Source organism: Heyndrickxia ginsengihumi (genome assembly GCF_011008565.1).
Taxonomy (GTDB): Bacteria; Bacillota; Bacilli; order Bacillales; family Bacillaceae_C; genus Weizmannia; species Weizmannia ginsengihumi.
The window spans coordinates 148,768-172,540 of sequence record NZ_JAAIWK010000005.1; the positions used below are offsets into that span (position 1 = coordinate 148,768).

Genomic DNA, 23,773 nt, shown 5'->3' on the forward strand with positions numbered 1-23,773 from the left:
TTAAAAATCAAAATGATCTGGATCAGGACCTACGCGCAGGTTTTGATTTAAGGCATTAATGGTTTTCATATCTTCTTCTGTTAATTCGAAATCGAATACTGCGGCATTTTCAATAATACGGTTTTCTTTTGTAGATTTAGGAATGGTTACAATACCGGTTTGCAGATCCCAACGGATAATTACTTGTGCGATTGATTTTTGATATTTATTGGCGATTTGTTTAAGTTCTTCATTGTCCAGTAACTGTCCTTGCATTAAAGGTGACCATGCTTCTACCTGGATATGATGCTTTGCACAAAATGCCCGAACTTCTTCTTGGGTTAAACGCGGATGCAATTCAACTTGGTTGATCATCGGTTTTATTTCTGCCTCTTTCATTAAATCTTCTAAATGATGTACTTGGAAGTTGCTGACACCAATTGCTCTTACTTTTCCTTCCTTATAAAGTGTTTCTAATGCTTTCCAAGCCTCTTTATATTTTCCTTCAACAGGCCAATGTATTAAATAAAGATCTAATTTTTCCAAGCCTAATTTTTTTAAGCTTGTTTCAAAAGCTGCAATGGTGGATTCATAACCTAAGTCGGCATTCCACACTTTTGATGTAACAAACAGCTCATCACGTGTAATGCCAGCTTCTTTTATGCCTTCACGAATTCCTTGGCCAACACCTTCTTCATTTCCATATATAGAAGCAGTATCAATACTTCGGTATCCGTGTTTAATCGCTGTTTTAACAGCATTGACTAATTCAGGTCCTTCCTCTACTTTAAATACACCTAAGCCAAGCCAAGGCATTTTAACTCCATTATGCAAAGTAGTTGTATCTTGTAAATGTCTCGTCATGTTTTCCTCCTAAATGAAATAATAAATTTGATTGTAGGTTATCTATAGTTATTGAATGCGAGCTCCTACTTTTAAAGCTCCCTGATCTTTTTTTTCTAATGCCCGGCTCCAAGCTGTAAGGAAAACAGCTGCTAATACCATTAGTCCGCCGACCCAGCCTGTATGAATCAAACCGATTGTGTCAGTAATAATACCGCCAAAATATGAACCGATTGCAATACCAGCATTAAATGCTGCGATATTAATTGCTGATGCAACATTAACGGCACTTGGTACAAAACGTTCTGCTAAAATAACGGCATATACTTGCAATCCAGGTACATTCATAAAAGCAAGCAGTCCCATTAAAATGATCGTAATTAATCCAGCAACTTTTAATGGTGCAGTGAACGACAGAATAAAAAGAATGATTGCTTGGATTAAGAACATATAAAAAAGAGAAGCGATCGGATTTTTGTTGGACAATTTCCCTCCTAAAGTATTTCCAATGGCAATTGCAATACCGTATATGAGTAAAATGGCAGCTACTGTTTGTTCTTTAAAGCCTGTTATATGCTGAAGAATTGGAGATAAATAAGTAAAGACAACAAATGTACCGCCATATCCTAGAGCAGTAATAATAAATAGAAGTAGCAAACGGCCATTTGTGATCAATTTTAATTGATCTTTCGTACTTGAGCGTTCTGCCTTGTGCAAGTTAGCCGGAACAAGAATGCTATTAGAAATTAGGGCGATGAATCCGATTATTGCAATAAATATAAAAGCGAATCTCCATCCGAGTTCTCCACCTAAAAATGTTCCAAATGGTACACCAGTTACAGTTGCAACGGTCAATCCAGTAAACATAATTGCAATAGCTGATGCTCTGCGGTTTTCAGGAACAAGATCGGCTGCAATGGTTGAGCCAATTGACATAAATACACCGTGTGAAAATGCTGAAATGACGCGTGCAATTAGTAGTATTGAAATGCTGTTTGCACTTGCTGCAATACTATTCCCTAAAATAAAGACAATCATAATCCAAATTAATAATGACTTTCGCGACATGCTTGATGTAAGTGAAGTAAGTACAGGTGCTCCGAATGCCACCCCAATCGCATATAAAGAGACTGTTAAACCTGCAGTCGTTGTAGGAATGTGCAGATCATTTGCAATCATGGGCAGTAATCCAACACTAATAAACTCAGTTGTTCCGATTGCGAAAGCACTGACGGCTAATGCAAGTAAGGCAAGTGTGCTTCGTTTTTTATCTAAAGTCATATTTTCCCCTCCTTAAGAAAAAATAATGATTATATTAAATTTTGCCGGCACATGTTATTATGAAATATAGAATACGAAAAGAAAAGTACGTACTTTAAAGTGATATAGGAACTAAAAAGTTATATAGGTACTTTTTAGTTCCTGTTAAGGAGGTTTCCTCATGGAAAAAAAGAAAAAATATAACATATCTGTTGAAGCAACTTTGGAGGTCATAGGCGGTAAATGGAAGTGTGTCATTCTTTGCCATCTTACTCATGGGAAGAAACGTACAAGTGAATTGAAACGTCTTATGCCGAATATTACGCAAAAAATGTTAACACAGCAATTACGTGAACTTGAAGAGGATGGCGTGATTAATCGAATTGTGTATAATCAAGTTCCGCCAAAAGTGGAATATGAACTAAGCGAATATGGGTGGAGTTTAAAAAGTATTTTAGATTCTTTATGTGCTTGGGGAGAAAAGCATATTATGAAGGTATATGGAGATAAATCTGCAGTTTTGGAGGACAGTATTTTAAATAAATAATTTGTAATGTCTCGAGGCTGTTTAATATAGTAGGAAGGAAATAAGCTGAGACAGGCATATCAAATTAAAGAATAAAGGCTGTTTCTGAAAGCTGGGTACTTTTGGAACAGTCTTTTTTAATTAGTTTATTTGTTTGGAAGTAAACGATGAGTTTATGTCATGCAAATAGTTATTTTTAATAAGAAATTATAGAAATTTGATAGTTGGTGAAGTGCAAAGTGGCATCATATATATACAAAAGTTAAAATAATAGTTCGCTATAATAATAAATATAAGGGTTTCATGAAATGGCGAAGAGTATGTTTAAGTTCCCTGTTTATATTCGCCTGCTTAAGATAAGTTGTAAACATTCAAATGCACCTGGAGAAGAAAAACGTTATTAATAGCTTTACGTATGTTGAATAAATAGTACAACTAAATCTAATTTCTATCATCATCTACTATCGTATGATAAATTTATATAGATATTATTTTGTTTCATTGATGCTTGAAACATGGATTTCAAATCATGTAAATACATGAAGTAAACATAATTATATTGAAGAAATACGGAAATATTTTGATAAACATATATGTTCATTTAATTGAAGGAGAAAGGGGAAAATGAGTTTGATTAAAGTCATTATAGCGGATGATCATCAAGACTCATTAAATATTCTCCATCATTTTCTTAAACCATTGTCGAATATTAGAGTGATTGCACAATGTCATAGCAGTGATGAGCTTAGAGAGTTGGTAAGGTTAGAAAAACCTGACTTATTATTATTAGACATTCAAATATCAAATGTAGATGGAATTCGTGCTGTTCAGGATTGTTTAATGATTCATCCTGATGTGAAAGTTATTTTTATTACTAAATGCGATGAGTACGCCATTGAAGCGTTTCGAATGAATGCTGTTGACTATATATTAAAGCCTATTGAAAGGCTTCGGCTCTATCAAGCAATTAATAAAGCTGAATCGATGATTTTGTACGAAAGAAGGCAAATGAAAGAGAAGAACAACCGAAATTTAATCATTAAAGATCATAAAGGGACAACATATGTACCCCTGCAGGAAATTATCTTTATTGAAAAATACGGGGCAAAATGTTTAGTATATACGAAAGAATGGATATATGAAACAAATGGAAATTTGGGAGATTTAATGACTGAACTTGACGATTATTTTTTTCTAGCCCATCGTTCTTATATTATTAATTTAACGAAAATCAGCCAAATCGTAATGAAGAATGATACATATACTGCGCAGTTTTGGGATTTTGAACATTATGCAAGTATTTCAAAATTAAGGATAAAAGCTTTAAAGGAAAAAATGCTACAAAGTTTGCATCAGCAATATTTTTTTATTTGAATAGAACATTGTACCCTTTTAATTGTGAATGTTTTGGAGGTATCATATATATATATGGTCATCGTTCTCGCTCCAGGGGCTCGCTTTCCGCGGGCGGTCAGGGAGACTCCTGCGGGGTCTCCCGTAGACACACTGATCCCACAGGAGTCTCCCCTTGCGCTTTAATTCTCTAGTAATGAAATTATTTTATCGAATGTAAACATACTTTATCCTATAGATTTTTTGAGGCTGGGACAAAAATCAAAAGTGGTTAGCTAAAGACGAACATTGCACAAATCAGCTCCGAAAATATACGTAGACTCCTACGGGAGGATAGGCATCAGTGAGACCCCGCAGTGCATGAGCACGAAGAGGCTCACCAGCCGCCCACGGAAAGCGAAGTATATTTCTGGAGCGGCATTAGATCGCAATATTCGGATTTTCTTTAGTTAATATACTTTTGTCCCAGTCTCGGTGTGTTTTAATCGATAACATTAAGGCTTTGTTAAACAATGCTGTTGATAAAACTTGTGTCTAAAATCAGCAGTGTTATTTAACAAAGCCTTTTTTAAAAAAAAGGAATAACCATGTTAAATAATGCTTTTTTGTTATAAAAAGTCGTTTTGAAACAATAAAAGGAGATTATGAAGGAGTGTTAGGTGTTAGAATCGTTAGACAATAATAAAGGAAAAAGCTACATTAGAAATCGTATATTATGGATATTAATGTTGAGAGAGTGGGGAAAATGGATATTAAGCAGTTTAAAGAAAGCAAAGAAAACAACGATGGTTTTCAATTGAACCTAAGTAAAGGAGAGATGTTTGACTATGGAAGTCTCATAACAATAATAACAAATATCATAAACAAGATTGACAATATCTCGATGGAAGCGAGAAAGCAGTTTTTACTATATGAGTTAGATAATTTGTCCATTAACAAAAGCACCGCAAGTTTTCGATTACATATATTAGAAAACAAGTTATCATTCATCAATATATTTCCTTCTGCCCTCATTTATCAATTTAACTCCTTTGTTACATCCATAATTAGTGAATTTCCTTACTTCGAAGGTAAAGTTGTGTTTGAGTTAAAAGAATTTATTATAGCGAAATCTATTTGCAATTCTTTGAAAGCGTTAAAGGTTCAAGTTTATTTCCATAAGGATCATATTGGAAAAAGCGCATTCTTTCTAGGTTTTAAGCGACTTTTCTTATTTTACATTACGAAAGTAGCTTCTTCACATAAACAATTAACTTTTCGAAAGAGGAAAAAGCTTATTACTTCTACGCAAAATGTTTCACGAGAAACAATGAATTTCATGTTGGGGACCAAGATGGAGGAAATGTTATATGTTTCTTCTGTTCAAAACTATTTTCTAGAAGTCTTAAGAAAAATAAATATAGAAAATTTTTATAGTAGTAAACATAAAGTAGAGGAATAAACATGCAACCTTTAAAGATCGTAATTGCTGATGACGATGCTTCTGCACGAGCCACTCTAAAGCATTTTATCGACCTTTGTAATGGATATGATCTTATTGGAGAAGTTGATAGTAGGGAAAAATTTATAGAGGCTATTATCAAAGAAAAACCAAATATTGCGTTAGTCGAACTCAATATATTGGGGATAAATGGGATGGAGGCCATAAAATCATGTAAGGATATACACCCTTCCCTACAGATTATTTTTATTACGGAAAATGATCAATTTGCTGTAGAGGCTTTCAATATTTCCGCAGTAGATTATATATTGAAACCTATTGAACGAACCCGATTTTATATGGCTCTTGAAAAAGCTAGAAAATCATTGAATATCTTCAATATGATGAATGATTATCGAGTGAATGAAAAAACGATAGTAGTAGTTAAATCATATAATAGGCTTTTATTTTTATCTGTAAATGATATTTTATTTGTTGAGAAACAAGCACGGAAAACCGTTTTTCATACTTGTAATAATCAATATGAGACGACGAAATCTTTGCGGGAAATTGAGAAAAGTTTGCCAGGTTACTTTTTTAAGACGCACAGATCTTTTTTAGTAAATTTACACAAGGTTATTCGCATTGAATCATTTGGTGAAACTTATTTAGCTTATTTTCCGCAATCAACAAAAGTTGCCCATATATCAAAGTTAAAAATCCGCGAAGTACAAGCATATATGTCAAATTGACTTGATGATGATTCCGCTGTAGGGGTTCGCTTTCCGCGGGTGGCCCGCGGGTCTCCTCTCCGCAAGTTCCTGTGGGATTTCGCTGATATGCTGATCCTGCAGGAGTCTTCCTCATCTGCTTTATCTGCTAGTATGTTTATCAATCAGAGCATCCTTAGTTAAGAAAGAAAACGAGAAAACAAGGAAAATGTTAAAAAAGAATGGATTTAGAATATCTTCATTCTGAATCTATTTACATTAGTGAACATGTGATATTCTTTTCAGAAAAAACATTTCTAGGAGTGGAAATCAATGAATATAAAGGTAAAATTAGCGGACGAGCATGAACTTTCAACTGATGTTAGAAGCTTTTGAAGAGTACCGCTTGATGGACGTTCCTTCAAGTGCATTAAATGAAACGATAGAAAGTCTGCAACAAGCATTTATAAACAGTAAAGAAAAGGCGGTGCTCAGTTTTATAAATGAAGCAGTTGTTGGTTCCATGAGATTTACTGTACAGGATGGATCTTTGTACTTCTTTAGAGTTTCAGTAACGCCCTCTGCTAGAGGAATGGGTGTAGCAAAAGCGATGTTGTGCTGGCTTGAAAGTTATGCGCAGACTAATGGCATTTTAAAAATGAAATTCGTGTGCGCATCATTATCAAAAAATGCCAAATTATATGAATCTATTGGCCACCTAATAACGGAAGAAGAGATGATGACTAATCCAAATGGTTTTTTAGTAAAAACAGTTGTGATGGAAAAATTTCTTTAATTTATGTATTGAGCAAATATTTCCAGAAAGCTATTTTTTCGTCATGAAGAAAGAAAAGTATGGATGAAAGACTATATATTTATTAAAAATGGACTGAATTTCCTATTATTTCTTTTTAAAAAATCTTGTACCATATGATAGACTGAATTTAACTGTCGTAGTTGTCAATTAATGTTGTTTATTGATGAAATTTGTTCATTTCAGTGGAGTCTCGTTTTGATGCCTGGCGGTATTGTCTTTATCGTTACAAAGAGCGGATAAACTGATTCCGAATGTTTTAGAAATACTGCTTTGTTTAAATCATAGAGTTATTCAAAGCGATGTTTCATAAAATATTTTCTATTAAATCAAGAGTCTAGCAAATATTAGATTCTTTAATCATCTAGATATACAAATCAAGGGGGATTCTATGAAAAAAAGTTTAGTTATACCGACTCTTTGTTTAGCGGTATTGTCTACTCCGGCATTTGAAAAAGTTGTCCATGCTGCATCTTCAGAAGTATCAAAATCTTCTATTACGTCTACTGTGAAAACGACGACAAAATATGTCAATGTTAGTTCCAGCTCTAGCTTGATGTTGCGCTCTAAGGCGTCAACAAGCGGTAAGGTGCTCGATCATTTAAAAAGAGGGACAGCAGTAACAGTCTATTCTACCTCGAATGGCTGGTCAAAGATAAAGGTCAATGGAAAAACAGGTTATGTTAGTTCTAAATATTTATCTACAGCTAAAATAAGTACTTCAACTGTAGAAAAAAGTAGTACAACTGCGACAGTAAAAACGACAACGAAATATGTTAATGTCAGTTCTAATTCCAGTTTGACTTTACGTTCCCAAGCATCGACAAAAGGAAAAATGTTAGCAAGCTTAAAAAGAGGAACAAGTGTCACAGTGTACTCAACATCAAAGGGCTGGTCAAAAGTAAAAGCCAATGGAAAAACAGGTTATGTGCATTCACAATATTTGTCGACAACGAAGCCTGTCGTCACGACGACAAAATATGCGACGACAAGTATCAGCATAAGATCAACGGCATCGACAAAAGGGAGCGTAGTAACGAAGGCAAGTAAAGGGGCAAGTGTCACAGTCTATTCGACAACAAACGGCTGGTCAAAAGTAACAGTAAGTGGAAAAACCGGGTATGTTGAATCAAAATACTTGTCAACGACAAAGCCTGTCGTCACGACGAAATATGTTGATGTAGATGAAAGTTCTAGTTTAATATTACGTTCTACTGCTTCGGAAACTGGGACGATATTAACAAGCTTAAAAAGAGGAACAAGCGTAACAGTTTACTCTACAACTGGAGATTGGGCAAAAGTAGAAGCAAACGGGAAAACGGGTTATGTGCATTCTAAGTATTTGAGCTTAACGAAACCAAGTACAAGTAGTAATACACCTTCAACGAGTAGTACAACAAATAACAATAATACAAGCAGTAGTTCAAATACTAATACAGCATCCACTAGCAACAGTAATTCAAGTTCAAATGTTACAGAAAATGATCATAGTGATTCAAATTCAACAACAACTTCTGAATCGATTATCAAATATGTTAATGTTTCTAATGGATCAAGTTTAAATATGCGTTCTACACCTTCATCGTCAGCAAGCATTGTTACAAAGCTTGCTCGTGGAACAGCTGTTACGTTTTATTCCGAAGCAAATGGTTGGTCATTAGTTTCAGCAAATGGGAAGACGGGATATGTAAATAGTGCATATCTTTCCTCAACTGTAGTTCAGCTTCCGGGGGCCGCTACTGCAAAAATCAGTAAAGTATATGAAGCTTATAATATTACATTAAACGATGCAGTAAATATTCAGATGAAAGTAAATCCGCAGACAGATAAAAAATATAGTACATTTATTAGCAGTAGCGCCTTTTCATCGCTAAACAGTTCTACGAATCCAACCCAAGGAGTTGTGTCAGGTACATGGAATATTAGGGGCGGTGCTGGCACAAACTATTGGGTTGTAGCAACAGCAAAGAATGGAACAACATTGAAAATTTTATCAAAGGTAAAAGCCGCTGATGGAAGCACATGGTATCAAGTCAGTCTCGACCAGTCTTGGGTAAATGCGAGTCCTGATGATGTAAAATATTATTTAGACCCTAATAACTTTTCATCAGATGCAATTCAACAACTACAATTCCTTAAATTGTCAACATCAGCGAACTTAGATCCTGCAGAAGTAAATGAAAAAATTCTTGCAGGAAAAGGGATCTTAGCTGGAAAAGCAGCAGCATTTATTAAAGCAGGTCAAACATATGGTATTAATGAAATCTATTTAATTGCACATGCATTACTTGAAACAGGAAAAGGAACTTCTGACCTCGCGAACGGTGTTAGTTATAAAGGAGTAACAGTCTATAATATGTACGGAATTGGTGCTTATGACAATGATCCTACTACTGGAGGAGCGGCATATGCCTATAGCCAAGGATGGACAACACCGGAGAAAGCAATAATTGGTGGTGCAGCATTTATTGCGAAGGACTTTATTAATGCTGGACAAGATACTTTATATAAAATGAGATGGAATCCAAATGCAGCGGCAGCAAGTAATACAGCAACTCACCAATATGCAACAGATATCGGTTGGGCATCAAAACAAGTGCAACAAATTTATAATTTATATAGTTTATTAACTTCGTATTCACTAACTTTAGATATACCGACATATAAAGAATAAATGTAATAAAAATTCCCTATAGAGCAGGAAAGAGCTCTATAGGGAATTTTTTATATAACTGACAGTCAACATATGTTCTGCTTTTTTTAGCTAGATTTGCGAATATGAACATGTTGTACATTTAAGAGTATTGAAAATGATAAGTGTTGGTAATAAAAAACAATAAAATGAATCTAAATACCCATAATTTGACCATTGGTTAGCGAAATTCCTTTATAGCATATGAAATATTCATTGTTACTATATTTATATAGGACTTTCTATATCTATTAAAAAGGGATTAATTACGACTATAATCATAATTTTATTCTACAATTCGATGAATTTATAGAATTAACGCTAAAATGTTTAAAATAAATGACGAAACTTATGGTAGACTAATAGTATTAGTAAATTTTAGATATATAGGAAAAAAAACCAATATTTATTAGGAAATATTTTCTTTTTTATAATGAGTTTTAAATCTTTTATATAAAACTGAAAGGGGATTGAAATGAAAAAAAGTATAGTCATTCCTACTCTTTGTTTAGCTGTGTTGTCAACTCCAGCCTTTGAAAAAGCTGTTCATGCAGCTTCACCAACGGGAACTAAGATCAGTTCGAGTGATTCAACGACTAAAAGCGTAACTAAGTATGTGAATGTGGATGCTAACTCCAGCTTACTTCTGCGCTCTAAACCTTCTACAAGTGCTTCAACATTAGACCGACTTAAAAGAGGAACAGCCGTAACAGTCTATTCTATTTCTGGTAATTGGGCAAAAGTAAAAGTTGATGGGAAAACCGGATATGTGAGTGCTGAATATTTGGTAACAACAAAACCGAGTAGTAGTACAGGTAGCAGTAGCTCGACAACAACGAAATATGTAAACGTAGATAAAGGGTCACATTTAATCTTGCGCTCAACAGCTTCGACGAGCGGCTCGGTTTTAGCAAGCTTAAATCCGGGTACAAGTGTAACAGTTATCTCAACATCAGGAGCATGGTCAAAAGTAAAGGCAGGCAGCCAAACAGGCTATGTGCACTCAGAATATTTAACAACAACAAAACCAAGCAGTACAAGCAGCAGTAGTTCAACAACAAAAACAACGACCAAATATGTGAACGTAGATAAAGGGTCACATTTAATCTTACGTTCAACAGCGAGCACAAGCGGTTCAGTGTTAGCTAGCTTAGATCCGGGCACAAGCGTAACAGTCCTTTCAACATCAGGCGAGTGGTCGAAAGTACAAGTAGGAAGTAAGACAGGTTATGTACATACAGAATATTTAACAACAACAAAACCAAGCAGTACAAGCAATAGCAGTAGTTCAACAACAAAAACAACGACTAAATATGTGAACGTAGATAAAGGGTCACATTTAATCTTGCGCTCAACAGCGAGCACAAGCGGTTCAGTATTAGCAAGCTTAAATCCGGGTACAAGTGTAACGGTCATCTCAACATCAGGCGAGTGGTCGAAAGTACAAGTAGGAAATAAGACAGGCTATGTACATACAGAATATTTAACATCAACAAAACCAAGTACAAGTGATGATCAAAGTGGAAATAGTGATTCAGAGCAGACTGTAACGAAATATACAACTGCAGATCTAAATTTACGTAAAAGTAATTCTACATCTTCAAGTGTTATTACGGTCATTCCGAAAGGGACAGCAGTAACCGTATATTCTGAAACAAATGGTTGGGCGAGAGTTACTGTTAATGGCAACACCGGGTATGTAAGCACGAAATATTTAACCGGCGGTGCAACACTAAATGGAAAAGTTACAACGGTTGAACAAGATTATGATATTTCGTTAAGCCAATTAACGAATATTGAAATGAAGGCATCCCCTCAAACGGATACAAATAATCGTTACGTACGAAGTGATGCAGTTAAGAAAACAAGTTCAACAACTGGTACGTTAGATGGAAGCTGGAACGTTCGGGATGGGGCTGGCACAAATTATGATGTCGCCGAGACGTTACCATCAGGAACAAGTGTTACGATTTTAGACACAGTGGCAGGCACTGATGGACATACTTGGTACAAGATTAGTTATAACAAGACGTGGAAAAATGCAACAGCAAATGAAGTTGAGTATTATTTAAACCCTAAAAATTTTATTAATGATCCAGTGAGTTCCTTACAATTTTTGAAATTGTCTACAACGGCAAATATTGATGTAAACGAGGTTAACCAAAAAATTCTTGCAGGTAAGGGGACATTGGCTGGAAAAGCTCAGTCATTTATAACGGCTGCGAAGACATATGGAGTGAATGAACTTTATTTGATTTCCCATGCATTGCTTGAAACAGGTAATGGAACTTCACAATTAGCGAAAGGCTATCCATATACTTATAAAGGTAAAACTTATACAGTGTATAATATGTACGGAATTGGCGCTTACGATGGTAATGCTGTTGAAGATGGAGCAGCTTATGCATATAGCCAAGGATGGTTCTCCCCAGAGGCAGCCATTATCGGAGGAGCAAGGTTTATTGCAAATGGTTATATTAGCGCAGGGCAGGATACACTTTATGCAATGAGATGGAACCCTAGCGGTGCTGCTACCTATGGATATGCAACTCATCAATATGCTACTGATATTGGCTGGGCATATAAACAAGTTAATGAAATTTATAACTTATATAATTTGTTAGATTCTTATAGTATTACATTGGAAGTTCCAAACTATAAGTAATGACTGATTGAAGATCGGGCACTGCAACATTAGTGCCCGATCTTTTTATCTATATTTTAAAAAGGGATTGAAGTTCGTTTTGAGTTTTGCTAATATTTTAAATGTTAACGTTAACATTATAGAAAATCTAAATGTTTAATATTTACCTATATTTGATGGACAGAAAAATGTTAACGTTAACATTAATCGAATAGGAAGGTGAGCGAATGCGAAAATTTTTAGATGAGAATTTCCTTTTACACAATCAAACAGCAGTTCAATTGTTTCATGATTTTGCGAAGGATATGCCAATTATCGATTATCATTGCCATTTAAGTCCTCAGGAAATCTATGAGAATAAGAAATTTAAAAATATTACTGAAGCATGGCTATACGGGGATCACTATAAATGGCGTTTAATGAGAGCTTATGGCATTGATGAAAAGTACATCACAGGGAATGCAGATGATTATGATAAGTTTTTGGCTTGGGCAAAAACAGTACCGATGACAATCGGAAATCCGCTATATCAATGGACACATTTAGAATTACAAAGATACTTCGGAGTATACGAACTGCTAAATGAAAAAACTGCTCCAGTAATATGGGAGAAGGTAAATACTCAGTTGAATAAAGAAGGATTCGGGGTAAGGAATCTTATTACAGAATCAAATGTTAAGGTTATTTGTACAACAGATGATCCAACAGATTGTCTAAAATTCCATGAGTTATTGAAAAATGATTCGACATTTAATGTAAGCGTTTTACCAGGGTTTCGACCTGATAAAGGATTAGAAATCAATCGTGAGGGGTTTCTTGATTGGGTCCAAAAATTAGCATCTATTTCGCAAATAGAGATTCGAACATATGCTGATTTTTTACAAGCGCTTGAATCAAGGGTTGCATTTTTCCATTCGCTAGGTGGAAGAGTGTCAGATCATGCCATTGATATGGTTATGTTTTCTGAGACATCTGAAGATGAAGCTGCGAAGATTTTTAAAGAAAGATTAGAAGGAAATACAGTATCAATCGAAGAGGAAACAAAATATAAAACTTTTACGTTAACTTATCTCGGAAAGCTATATTCAAAATTTGGCTGGGTTATGCAATATCATATGAATGCACTCCGAAACAACAATACAAAAATGTTCCAACAATTAGGGCCAGATACAGGCTATGATTCTATCAATGATGAAAAAATCGCTAAACCTTTAGTTTCTTTGCTAGATTCTTTGGAACAACAAAATGCGTTACCGAAGACAGTATTATATTCCGTAAATCCAAACGATCATGACATCATTGCAGCGATTATTGGAAGTTTTCAAGGCGGAAGTACAATTGGAAAGCTGCAACTTGGTACTGCATGGTGGTTTAATGATACGAAGGATGGAATGCTCAGACAAATGAAGGCGCTTGCAAACGTAGGACTTTTTACGACATTTATCGGAATGCTGACAGACTCCCGAAGCTTTTTATCATATACGCGACATGAGTACTTTAGAAGAATTGTATGTAATTTACTTGGGGAATGGGTTGAAGCAGGAGAAATTCCTAATGAAATAGAGTTTCTCGGTGAAGTCGTAAAGAATATTTCGTATTACAACGCAAAGAATTATTTTTCATTTGATTGTTAAACACTAGTCCCACCTCATGCCAATATCATCTGCCAATGACTGTGCATGAGATGGTGTTTTAAAAGAATATTACGAGAAAAAATTATAGCGGAAAAATGTATATCGTTCAAGAGGAGTTTATTTCTGGGAGGTGTAAACATGAGTACAACATCTACAGTAAATACAGCTAGATATACGAATCATAATGCTGCAGCTAAAAAGTTAAATTTAAAAGAAAAAATTTCTTACGGTTTTGGTGATTTTGGAAATGGTTTTATGTTTGATTTAGGGCAAATATATTTATTGAAATACTTTACGGACGTCGCTGGATTACCAGCAGCCGCAGCCGGAGGAATTTTTTTAGTCAGTAAATTTTTTAATGCTATTGTCGATCCAGTAGTAGGAAGTTCAATTGATTATCGAAAAAGAATAGGATCTAGAGGAAAATTCCGTCCATATTTACTATATGGAAGTATTGCCCTCGCAATCTTAACAGTGTTAACCTTTATATCTCCAAATCTATCAACAATGGGTAAATTAATGTATGCTTATGCATCTTATATGATATGGGGGATAGGGTATTCATTTGTAAATATTCCATACGGCTCGCTTGGAGCTGCGATTACCCAAAATGCTGAGGAACGAACACAAATATCAACATTTCGGCAAATGGGATCTCTCGGTGCATTACTTATTACGAGCGTAATCGTTATGCCGTTGATTGTTCAATTTCATGATCCTAAGATTGGTTACCCTGCAGTCATGGCTATTATGGCGATCGTTGGGATCATTGGATTTTTTATTTGTTATCGAAATTGTAAAGAACGTGTCATTGTAAAAGAAGGACCGAGGGAAAAACTTTCTGTTCAATCTGTATTAAAGACTTTTATTCAAAATACTCCTTTGCTTACGATTGTACTCATGACTGTATTTTCTATTTCTGCTTACAATATTAAATCTGCCATGATCGCTTACTTTGCACAGTATAATCTCGGTAATGTTGAATTAATGGCTTATATGAATTTTATTATTATTGGCTCTTCGTTTTTAGGCGTACTGATCCTCCCACTATTAGTGAAGTTTCTCGGTAAAAAGAAAACAGCTATGCTTGGGTTTTGTATTGGGACGTTGGCAGATTTAGCAAATTTTCTTCTGCCTTCAAATGTTTATGTTTTTACGATTTTAGCCAGTATCGCTTTTATCGGTATAAGTCTGCCAAATGGTATTACTTGGGCATTTGTTTCCGATATTATCGATTATGGCGAATGGCATTCTGGTGAACGTAAAGAGGCAACGACCTATTCGTTATTCAATTTTTCGCGTAAGCTTGCACAGGCGTTATCAGGATTTCTTTCTGGAATTGGTTTAAGCTTAGTTGGATATGTTCCGAATGTTGCACAAACCGCTCATGCATTAATTGGAATTAAAGCATTACTTTGCTTGTATCCGGCTGTCGCAATGTTTATTGCGATGTTAATTATCGGTTTTTTATATAAAATTACTGATAAGCGCCATGCGGAAATCGTTCATGAATTAGAGCTTAGGTCGGGACATTAATCTACTCCTTTAAAAATAAACTGAAAAAATATACAATAACACTAAAAGAGTTTGGCATTAAAGGTTGGTGTATTTCCTACGATGGTTACGATTAAAGACATTGCTCGAATTGCAAATGTGTCCCATACAACGGTTTCTCGTGCATTGAATGATAGCCCGCTTATTAAACCAGATACAAAAAGGAAAATATTAGAAATTGCATCTCAGTTAAATTATACGCCGAATTATAATGCCAAAAGTTTAGTTTTACAAAAGTCTTATACGATCGGTCTTTTCTTTACAAGTATTTCGAACGGTACTTCTGCCAGTTTTTTTGTTGATACAGTAAAAGGAGTTAATCAGGTTATCAACCAAGAATATAATTTATTTGTACGTGGCATTGATGATTATCATGATTTTTCTTCTATTCATAAAAGGAGATTTGATGGCATTATTTTAATGAGTCAAAGTGAAGAAGATCATGCTTTTATTGCACATGTAACACAAGAAAGTATTCCATTAGTCGTATTGAATCGCGATGTTAGTGGGCTGACGATTACAAATATTACTGCAAATGATCGTGAAGGAAGTTTTCAGGCGGTACATTACTTAATTGAAAACGGCCATAGTGATATCGCTATTATTGAGGGGATAAAAGGATTCAAATCATCTTACGAACGTAAAATGGGGTATTTGGATGCATTAAAATCTCATCATCTTACTTCAAGATCGGATTGGATGATACCAGGAAACTACACAATGGAAAGTGGTTATAGTGCGATGCGGCAATTGCTTTCATTGCCTCACCCTCCAACAGCTGTGTTTTGTTCTAATGATGATATGGCAATTGGAGCGATGAATGCAGCATTTGCAAATGGCATCGACGTCCCAAAGGATATGTCAATTATCGGTTTTGATGATATTGATCCTGCAAAATATACGACACCCTCTCTCTCAACAATTAAGCGGCCCATTGAAAAAATAAGTATACTTGGTGCAGAGAAATTACTTAAAATGCTTGAAGAGCAGACATTTGAATATGAAAAATTATTTGTGCATACGGAATTAATCGTTCGCAATTCAGTATCGAAACTTGTTAAGTAAACTTATTTCACTGCTAAAGCAGGTCACTCGTGTGAACATGGATCACACGAGTGAATACAAGAAGCAACAAGTTCGTTAAACGAAGTCTGTCATAAGTCAATTTTATGACGAAAAATGTTAACGTGTGCATAAATTAAAAAGGCGGTGTCATGATGGAGAAACTAAATTTCAGCATGATTAGCAATAAACAAAGCTTTCCAGAAAAAGTACTGCAATTCGGAGAAGGAAATTTTTTAAGAGCATTTGTCGATTGGCAAATCGATGTGATGAATGAAGCGCGAGAATTTAACGGAAGTGTCGTTGTTGTGCAGCCGCGTGGGTATGAGAAAATAGAAAAATTAAAGAAGCAAGATTATTTATATACTTTATATTTACAAGGAGTAAAGGATAACCGAATTGTGAAGGAACATCGGATCATTCAGTCCATTAGTAGAGGAATCAATTTATACAGTGAATATGACCTGTTTGTCGAACTTGCACACCAAGAAGAACTTCGATTTGTTTTTTCAAATACAACCGAAGCGGGGATTATTTTTGAGGAAACAGATCAATTAGCAGATTGTCCGCAAAAAAGTTTTCCAGGGAAATTAACGGCGTTTTTATATGAACGCTTTAAGGAATTTAAAGGAGATTTACATAAGGGGCTAATTATCATTCCTTGTGAGCTTATTGAAAAAAATGGCGAAACATTAAAAGAAATTGTGCTGCAATATGCTGATTTATGGGGGCTTAATCACGCTTTTAAAGACTGGGTTCATAGAGGGAATACATTTTGTTCCAGCCTTGTTGACCGCATCGTCACCGGTTATCCTTATGATAATATTCAAGAAATGAAAGAGGAATTAGGCTATGAAGACGAGTTCATCGTCGCAGGTGAACCTTATCATTTATGGGTAATTGAAGGACCTGACTGGGTGGAACAGGAGTTTCCTGCTAATAAGGTTGGCCTAAATACGCTCTTTGTAAATGATTTAACTCCTTATCGAACGATGAAAGTAAGGATTTTGAATGGTTTGCATACAGCGATGACACCTGTTGCTTTCTTATCTGGAATGAATACGGTTGCTGACGCTGTCAATGATCCGCTTATTGGACTTTATTTAAAGGAACTGTTATATCGAGAAATCATTCCGTCATTAAATATGCCCCGCAAAAAATTGTTATCGTTTGCAGAAAGTGTTTTTGAAAGATTTAAAAACCCTTTTAATGACCATTATCTGCAATCGATTGCTTTAAACTCTATCGCAAAATTTAAAGCAAGGAATTTACCGACATTGCTAGCATACTATGAGCAAAATAATGAATTACCTATGAAGCTTGTATTTTCATTTGCAGCGCTGATCGCCTTTTATAAAGGGATGAGAGAAGGAGGAATTTTCCAATTAGAAGATGCCCCAGATGTTTTACAGCAATTTTCAAATTTATGGAGAACATTTACTAGTTCGCTAGTCGATTGTAAGCAACTAACTGCAAATGTTTTATCATTTGAAGCATGGTGGGGTCAGGATCTTAACAAGATTCCAGGATTCACAAATGCGATTGCTGAACAGCTTTATTTAATTGAAAAAATGGGAATGGGGGGGGCTTTATCCTCCGTCATGGCAGAAGCGGAAATCGGGCAAAAAGGGGCTGATCACACTTGAAACATATTTTGCAAATTAATGAGAAAGATAATGTTGCTGTCGTGTTAAAGGATTTACAAAAGGGAGAAACGATTCAAATAAGAGGTGAAAGCATATTATTAAAAGAAGATGTGCAAAGAGGGCATAAAATTGCCATCGACCCCATCTCTGATCATGAACATATTATAAAATATGGTTTTCCAATTGGGCATGCGACTAAGTCAATAACAGTAGGAGAACATGTTCACACACATAATATTCGAACAAATTTAAAAGGGGTTCAAACGTATGAATATAAACCAGTAAATCTTTGTCAACATGTCCAACAATCAAAGTATTCTTTTCGGGGATATCGAAGGAAAAGTGGCCAAGTGGGTATTCGGAATGAGTTATGGATTGTTCCAACCGTTGGGTGTGTTAATGGAATCGCTGAAAAAATTTTGCAGCGCTTTGAAAAGGAAATTGGTCATATCTACCCGTTCGAAAATGCCCTCGTATTGAAACATAGTTATGGATGCTCGCAGTTGGGGGATGATCATGCGTATACAAGGACAATCTTGCTTGATGCTGTACAGCATGCGAATGCAGGAGGTGTGCTCGTTCTTGGCTTAGGATGCGAGAATAACAATTTATATGATTTCAAGAAAAGTCTTGGAGATTACGATGAGGAGCGTATAAAATTTCTTGTTACCCAAGAGGTTTCAGATGAAATTGAAGAGGGTGTGAAACTGTTAAAAGATATTTACGAAGCCGCAATGTATGATGAAAGAGAACCGATCCCTTTATCTGAACTAAAAATCGGATTAAAATGCGGAGGATCAGATGGTTTTTCAGGAATTACTGCAAATCCGCTGCTTGGAAAGTTTTCAGATTTTCTTGTTTCTCAAGGTGGTACGACGGTATTAACTGAAGTACCAGAAATGTTTGGGGCAGAAACCCTTCTAATGGAGAGAGCAGCAAATAAAGAGATTTTCGATAAAACTGTTCATCTCATAAATGATTTTAAAGAGTATTTTCTTGAGCACAAGCAGCCAATCTATGAAAATCCTTCTCCTGGAAATAAAGCAGGCGGAATTACAACGCTGGAAGATAAATCTTTAGGCTGTGTACAAAAAGCTGGTACTTCCGTTGTACAAGATGTTTTAAAATATGGTGAACGATTACATCACCAAGGATTAAATCTATTAAGTGCTCCTGGTAATGATTTAGTTTCTTCAACCGCCTTGGGAGCCTCAGGTTGTCATATGGTTTTATTTACGACAGGGAGAGGGACACCGTTTGGAACATTCGTACCGACTGTAAAAGTATCGTCCAATACGCCATTATACGAGAAAAAACCGCATTGGATTGACTTTAATGCCGGGAAAGTGCTGGAAGAGTCTTCGGAGCTTGTACTAGAGCAGTTTATTGAATTTATTATTAATGTTGCAAATGGAGAACAAGTAAACAATGAAAGAAATAACTACAGAGAGATAGCGATCTTTAAAAACGGTGTGACACTATAGGCAAGTTCATACACATAATAGAAGGGTTGGCCACTTTAAAGATGGCTAACCCTATAAGACGTCATCTCAAATTATCCTTGCTTCATTGCTTTTAATATTGCGGTTGTAAGGATCTTTGCTCCAGAAAACATCGCATTATGATCAAAGGACATTTGTGGATGGTGCAAGCCAGGGGTTAAACCGCAGCCAAGGCCAAGCATCGTTGCTTTAATATGGGGGCGTTCTTTTGCGTAAAAATGGAAATCTTCTCCTCCGCTTGTTACTAAAGGTTGATCAAGCTTATCCTTTCCTAATACGGCTTCAATTGCTTGCGCCATAATGTTCACCGCATCGTGATTCATTGTGGCAGCTGCAAGATAGTTTGGAATACTAAGTTTAATTTCCACTTTGAAAAATTTTGAAATGGAGTGTACAGCGGATTCAACTTGCTTAATAAGCTGTTCCATTACTTCGTTTGTTTGGGCACGGAGGTCAAGACTAAAGGTTGCTTGCCCGGGTATGATGTTTTTACTTTCTCCACCCGCTTGAAGCTGCGTCATTTTGACCGAATGTGGTACCATCGGATCGACATGAATATGGCCGAGTTCATTAACAAGAGAAGCAGCAACTTCAATTGCATTTGTTCCTAAATCTGGCCGGCTTGCATGCGCATCCTCACCTATAATTTTCCCGCTGATGGAAACACTTGCGCCGTGAAGAATCACTGGTGTTGCATGCCCGTTTGCTGTTTCATGTAACGGTCTGAGATGGACACCAAATAAGTAATCAAGATCATCAATCATTCCTTTTTGGATCATCATTTTTGCACCTTTGCCGATTTCCTCTGCAGGCTGGAAAATATAGCGTATTGTTCCGTGGGGCTGCAAGTTTATTTCTCGCAGTAACATCAATGTACCAAGTACCATTGTCATATGGGCATCATGTCCGCAGGAATGGTTTGCCCGGAATGTACCATCTACATTTTGCCAGAGGGCATCCATATCAGCACGGATGCCAATAACGGGGGAACCTTCGCCAATTTCACCAATCACTCCTGGTTCATTACCAAAAGTTTGCACGCGGCAACCAAGCTCTGTTAATTTCTTTTTAATAAAAGCGGTTGTATTATACTCCTTCATACTAATTTCCGGATAAGTATGGAGATATTGAAAAATGTTTATCATTTCTGTTGTAAGCTGATTGTTTTCGCTTAAATCCAAATTCATTGAAACACTCCTAGTTTATAATATTTTTTATATTCATTATATTATGATAGAACAGTTATTATAAACCCTATTTTTAATGGTGCCTGACCCCTTTAGTTCACTAAAGGGGTCAGGCACCATTGACTCTTTTCGAGAAGTAAGCTATATTCCAATTATGATTCCAAGTGATAGTTAGGCTAACCCTTTTCTTTTAAAAATTGCTAAAAGGGCTGATACTAATACTATTAGTCCATGGCAGAATGAATTAAGCCTAAGAAACGAGGAAGAACAAATGAAGATATTATTTTTTGTTGGGGAATTTCCGAAATTATCGCAAACTTTTATTTTAAATCAAATGACAGGTTTAATTGACGCTGGTCATGATGTTTGGATTTTAGCAAAAAAGGCAGAGTCAAATGGAAAAGTTCATGATGATGTGCTGAAATATCATCTCATGGACAAGGTTATTTATTATGATCAAAATGGCCGTGACAGCAAGTTATCCAAAGGCTGGGGGCTTTCGAAAGGCCTCTGTCGCCACTATATTCATAAATTATTGAAAAAAAATTACATACGTAATGTTCACCTGAAAGATTTGTTAAAGTATCCAAATTTAATTTTGTTAATACAAACGTTAAGAAAATTAGATTTAACAGATGTTGATATTGTCCATGCCCATTTTGGACCCAATGGATTGTTGGCACAAAAATTAATGCAGCTAGGGTTGTTACATGGCAAACTGTATACGACATTTCATGGCTATGATATGTTACGTTATGTGAAAAAGCATGGTGATAGTGTATATGAGGAGCTATTCCAGTCAAAACATACACAATTACCGATTAGCGAATATTGGAAGAACCGTTGTGAACAGTTAGGTGCGAAATCAAAACATACCATTGTTCACCATATGGGCATTGATGTTGGTAAATTTGAATATTGTCCGGCTGTCCAAGAGAAAGAAATTAGAGTACTTTCGGTTGCCCGATTTGTAGAAAAAAAGGGAATTGAGTATGGAATTTCAGCGGTTAGTCAGCTTATCGATCAAGGCTATTCCATTCAGTATTCGATCGTTGGCGGCGGCCCATTAGAAGAAAAGTTACGGACGATGATTCAAGAAAAGCATTTAGAAAAGCACATTCATATGCTCGGTTGGAAAACTCAGAATGAATTAATCGACATTATGAAGAAGGCTCACATTATCCTATTACCAAGCGTCACAAGCCAAGATGGAGATATGGAAGGGATTCCTGTTTTATTAATGGAAGCGATGGCTATGGGAAAAATCGTTGTGTCCACTTATCACAGCGGCATCCCAGAATTAATCCGCCATAATGATAATGGTTTTTTAGTCGAAGAGAGAGATGTTGAAGGGTTAGTTCGAACTCTACAAATTGTTATAACGACTCCTGAAAATTGGCAACGGATTACAGAGAATGCTAGAAAAACGGTATTAGAAGATTTTAATATTGAGCGCTTAAACAACCAATTAATTGACTTATTTAAAGGAAACTATTCAAAATGAATGGATTTATTAAAAAATTATTAGGTTTTTCAATTGGACCAATAGGCGGAGCTTTCATTGCTTTTATTACGATTCCATTAACAACCCATTTTGTTTCTCCGAATGAATATGGGAAAGCCAGTATGTTTACACTATTTCAAACATTATTTGGCACATTTTTATATTTAGGTATTGATCAGGCATATACACGTGAATATCATGAAACCGAAGATCGTATGCAATTATTTAAAAACGCTTTGCTGCTACCGCTTTTGTTAGCATTAACGATGTTTTTATTTATTTGCTTCAACTTACGATTTGTTTCTCATATTTTATTTGATCAAAACTCTTTTATCATCGCCTCCTTTTTATTTGGAGTGATGATTATATTCATGATCATTGAAAGATTCATTTTGCTCTCAATTAGAATGAAAGAAAAAGCGCTTGAATATTCTATCTTCAATATTCTTATCAAATTAATCATTTTAATATGCACGCTCATATTTGTCATCTTCATCAGAAGAGATTTCTTAGCGGTTGTATATTCTGCAGCAATTGGTCAAATTGTAGGAGATGCCTATTTAATCATTCGATATCATAAGTTGTTAAATATAAAAGGTTTTCGAGTGGATAAACGGCTGATTCGGGCATTATTAACATTTGGTTTACCATTAGCTGTTGCTGCATCAGTTGCCAGTTTGTTAAATTCTGTTGGCAGATTGGCATTAAGAACGTGGAGTACTTATGATGAGATAGGCATTTTTACAGCTACATTAAAAATTGCTGCGATTTTATCTGTTTTGCAAACAAGCTTTACAAATTTTTGGGTACCAACAGCATATCGATGGTACAGTGAGCAGAAAGATATTCGATATTTTAAGCTAGTCAGTGAAGCTGTATTATTATTTATGTCAGTAGTATTTTTCATTATCCTGATATTTAAACAATTAATTGTTTTCTTACTATCCCCTAAATATGGCGATGCGATTTATATTTTAGGATTTTTATGTTTGCAGCCTGTTATGTATACAGTTAGTGAAACGACTACTTTAGGGATTGTATTTTCAAAGAAAAGTTTTTTAAATATATGGGTCAGTGTACTTTCAATTACTCCAAGCATTATTTTAAGTATTGTACTCGTTCCTAAATACGGTGCAGTCGGGGCAGCGATTGCAACAGGGATTTCTTACATTATGTTCTTTTGGGGGCGAAGCTTCTTCTCCAATAAAAATTGGCAAGGGTTTTCGTTGCAAATTCATTTTTGGACGATTGCTATTATGTTTGCAGGAGCGCTTATGAATTCGTTCGATATCAAATATATTGCTGTACTGAATGTTTGTATGCTTGCAGTCGTGTTATTTATACAAATGACGACAATACAAAAAATAAAGCATATGTATATTAGAAAGAAAAGTAAACGTGAATTAAGTTCGTAATTTATAACGGATATTAAGTGGAAAGATC

Annotated in this window: 17 protein-coding genes; 14 read left to right on the forward strand and 3 right to left on the reverse strand. The window is 35.5% G+C overall.

The annotated features are described in order from the left end of the window. Together G4D61_RS05455 and G4D61_RS05460 are read right to left on the reverse strand one after the other, a co-directional pair. On the reverse strand, positions 1-843 hold the full coding sequence (locus G4D61_RS05455; RefSeq protein ID WP_025727340.1) for an aldo/keto reductase: 843 nt from the start codon (positions 841-843) through the stop codon (positions 1-3). A gap of 48 nt (positions 844-891) precedes the next feature. Then, on the reverse strand, positions 892-2,103 hold the full coding sequence (locus G4D61_RS05460) for an MFS transporter (protein ID WP_025727341.1): 1,212 nt from the start codon (positions 2,101-2,103) through the stop codon (positions 892-894). Positions 2,104-2,263: 160 nt separating this feature from the next. Between G4D61_RS05460 and G4D61_RS05465 the strand changes: the two genes are divergently transcribed. The 12 genes from G4D61_RS05465 (at position 2,264) to G4D61_RS05520 (ending at position 19,621) form a co-directional block, all read left to right on the forward strand. After that, positions 2,264-2,629: a winged helix-turn-helix transcriptional regulator gene (locus tag G4D61_RS05465; protein WP_025727342.1), complete on the forward strand. Its 366-nt coding sequence runs from the start codon at positions 2,264-2,266 to the stop codon at positions 2,627-2,629. A gap of 603 nt (positions 2,630-3,232) precedes the next feature. Then, positions 3,233-3,982: a LytR/AlgR family response regulator transcription factor gene (locus tag G4D61_RS05470; protein WP_025727343.1), complete on the forward strand. Its 750-nt coding sequence runs from the start codon at positions 3,233-3,235 to the stop codon at positions 3,980-3,982. Positions 3,983-4,676: 694 nt separating this feature from the next. Continuing rightward, a complete protein-coding gene (locus G4D61_RS05475) occupies positions 4,677-5,402 on the forward strand; it encodes a hypothetical protein (protein ID WP_025727344.1) in 726 nt (241 codons plus the stop codon). Positions 5,403-5,404: 2 nt separating this feature from the next. After that, the gene (locus G4D61_RS05480) at positions 5,405-6,133 is read left to right on the forward strand and encodes a LytR/AlgR family response regulator transcription factor (RefSeq protein WP_035356202.1); all 729 of its coding nucleotides are present in this window, start codon (positions 5,405-5,407) and stop codon (positions 6,131-6,133) included. Between the two features lie 322 nt (positions 6,134-6,455). Next, complete coding sequence (locus G4D61_RS05485; RefSeq protein WP_163173431.1) at positions 6,456-6,887, forward strand: GNAT family N-acetyltransferase; 432 nt, start codon at positions 6,456-6,458, stop codon at positions 6,885-6,887. Between the two features lie 409 nt (positions 6,888-7,296). Next, positions 7,297-9,579, forward strand: a complete 2,283-nt coding sequence (locus tag G4D61_RS05490) for an SH3 domain-containing protein (RefSeq protein ID WP_163173433.1) — start codon at positions 7,297-7,299, stop codon at positions 9,577-9,579. Between the two features lie 493 nt (positions 9,580-10,072). Then, positions 10,073-12,262, forward strand: a complete 2,190-nt coding sequence (locus G4D61_RS05495) for an SH3 domain-containing protein (protein WP_163173435.1) — start codon at positions 10,073-10,075, stop codon at positions 12,260-12,262. 206 nt (positions 12,263-12,468) lie between these two features. Beyond that, on the forward strand, positions 12,469-13,875 hold the full coding sequence (gene uxaC, locus G4D61_RS05500) for a glucuronate isomerase (RefSeq protein ID WP_035355946.1): 1,407 nt from the start codon (positions 12,469-12,471) through the stop codon (positions 13,873-13,875). A 138-nt stretch (positions 13,876-14,013) separates the two neighbouring features. Next, positions 14,014-15,411, forward strand: a complete 1,398-nt coding sequence (locus G4D61_RS05505; RefSeq protein ID WP_025731147.1) for an MFS transporter — start codon at positions 14,014-14,016, stop codon at positions 15,409-15,411. An 81-nt stretch (positions 15,412-15,492) separates the two neighbouring features. Beyond that, positions 15,493-16,494, forward strand: coding sequence for a LacI family DNA-binding transcriptional regulator (locus G4D61_RS05510; protein WP_035355944.1), 1,002 nt, complete (start codon positions 15,493-15,495; stop codon positions 16,492-16,494). A gap of 152 nt (positions 16,495-16,646) precedes the next feature. Then, positions 16,647-18,137, forward strand: a complete 1,491-nt coding sequence (locus G4D61_RS05515) for a tagaturonate reductase (RefSeq protein ID WP_163173437.1) — start codon at positions 16,647-16,649, stop codon at positions 18,135-18,137. Beyond that, positions 18,134-19,621 carry a UxaA family hydrolase gene (locus G4D61_RS05520; protein WP_163173439.1) on the forward strand — a complete coding sequence of 496 codons (1,488 nt, stop codon included), beginning with the start codon at positions 18,134-18,136 and terminating at the stop codon, positions 19,619-19,621. Before G4D61_RS05515 ends, G4D61_RS05520 begins: the two co-directional genes overlap by 4 nt. A 71-nt stretch (positions 19,622-19,692) precedes the next feature. On the opposite strand, the gene G4D61_RS05525 is transcribed toward G4D61_RS05520, so the two are convergent. Beyond that, positions 19,693-20,826: a M20 peptidase aminoacylase family protein gene (locus G4D61_RS05525; protein ID WP_025731151.1), complete on the reverse strand. Its 1,134-nt coding sequence runs from the start codon at positions 20,824-20,826 to the stop codon at positions 19,693-19,695. A 271-nt stretch (positions 20,827-21,097) separates the two neighbouring features. On the opposite strand from G4D61_RS05525, the gene G4D61_RS05530 reads away from it, so the two are divergent. Further along, positions 21,098-22,330, forward strand: coding sequence for a glycosyltransferase (locus tag G4D61_RS05530; RefSeq protein ID WP_025731152.1), 1,233 nt, complete (start codon positions 21,098-21,100; stop codon positions 22,328-22,330). Next, positions 22,327-23,745 (forward strand): lipopolysaccharide biosynthesis protein, encoded by a 1,419-nt coding sequence (locus G4D61_RS05535; RefSeq protein ID WP_025731153.1) that lies wholly within the window; start codon positions 22,327-22,329, stop codon positions 23,743-23,745. Before G4D61_RS05530 ends, G4D61_RS05535 begins: the two co-directional genes overlap by 4 nt. The last annotated feature ends 28 nt before the right edge of the window (positions 23,746-23,773 follow it).

Coding starts and splice junctions, on each gene's coding strand:
- uxaC (WP_035355946.1), top strand. CDS start 12,469: ATGCGAAAATTTTTAGATGAGAATTTCCTTTTACACAATCAAACAGCA.
- G4D61_RS05525 (WP_025731151.1), bottom strand. CDS start 20,826: ATGAATTTGGATTTAAGCGAAAACAATCAGCTTACAACAGAAATGATA.
- G4D61_RS05515 (WP_163173437.1), top strand. CDS start 16,647: ATGGAGAAACTAAATTTCAGCATGATTAGCAATAAACAAAGCTTTCCA.
- G4D61_RS05505 (WP_025731147.1), top strand. CDS start 14,014: ATGAGTACAACATCTACAGTAAATACAGCTAGATATACGAATCATAAT.
- G4D61_RS05455 (WP_025727340.1), bottom strand. CDS start 843: ATGACGAGACATTTACAAGATACAACTACTTTGCATAATGGAGTTAAA.
- G4D61_RS05530 (WP_025731152.1), top strand. CDS start 21,098: ATGAAGATATTATTTTTTGTTGGGGAATTTCCGAAATTATCGCAAACT.
- G4D61_RS05470 (WP_025727343.1), top strand. CDS start 3,233: ATGAGTTTGATTAAAGTCATTATAGCGGATGATCATCAAGACTCATTA.
- G4D61_RS05490 (WP_163173433.1), top strand. CDS start 7,297: ATGAAAAAAAGTTTAGTTATACCGACTCTTTGTTTAGCGGTATTGTCT.
- G4D61_RS05480 (WP_035356202.1), top strand. CDS start 5,405: ATGCAACCTTTAAAGATCGTAATTGCTGATGACGATGCTTCTGCACGA.
- G4D61_RS05510 (WP_035355944.1), top strand. CDS start 15,493: ATGGTTACGATTAAAGACATTGCTCGAATTGCAAATGTGTCCCATACA.
- G4D61_RS05485 (WP_163173431.1), top strand. CDS start 6,456: ATGAACTTTCAACTGATGTTAGAAGCTTTTGAAGAGTACCGCTTGATG.
- G4D61_RS05475 (WP_025727344.1), top strand. CDS start 4,677: ATGGATATTAATGTTGAGAGAGTGGGGAAAATGGATATTAAGCAGTTT.
- G4D61_RS05465 (WP_025727342.1), top strand. CDS start 2,264: ATGGAAAAAAAGAAAAAATATAACATATCTGTTGAAGCAACTTTGGAG.
- G4D61_RS05495 (WP_163173435.1), top strand. CDS start 10,073: ATGAAAAAAAGTATAGTCATTCCTACTCTTTGTTTAGCTGTGTTGTCA.
- G4D61_RS05460 (WP_025727341.1), bottom strand. CDS start 2,103: ATGACTTTAGATAAAAAACGAAGCACACTTGCCTTACTTGCATTAGCC.
- G4D61_RS05535 (WP_025731153.1), top strand. CDS start 22,327: ATGAATGGATTTATTAAAAAATTATTAGGTTTTTCAATTGGACCAATA.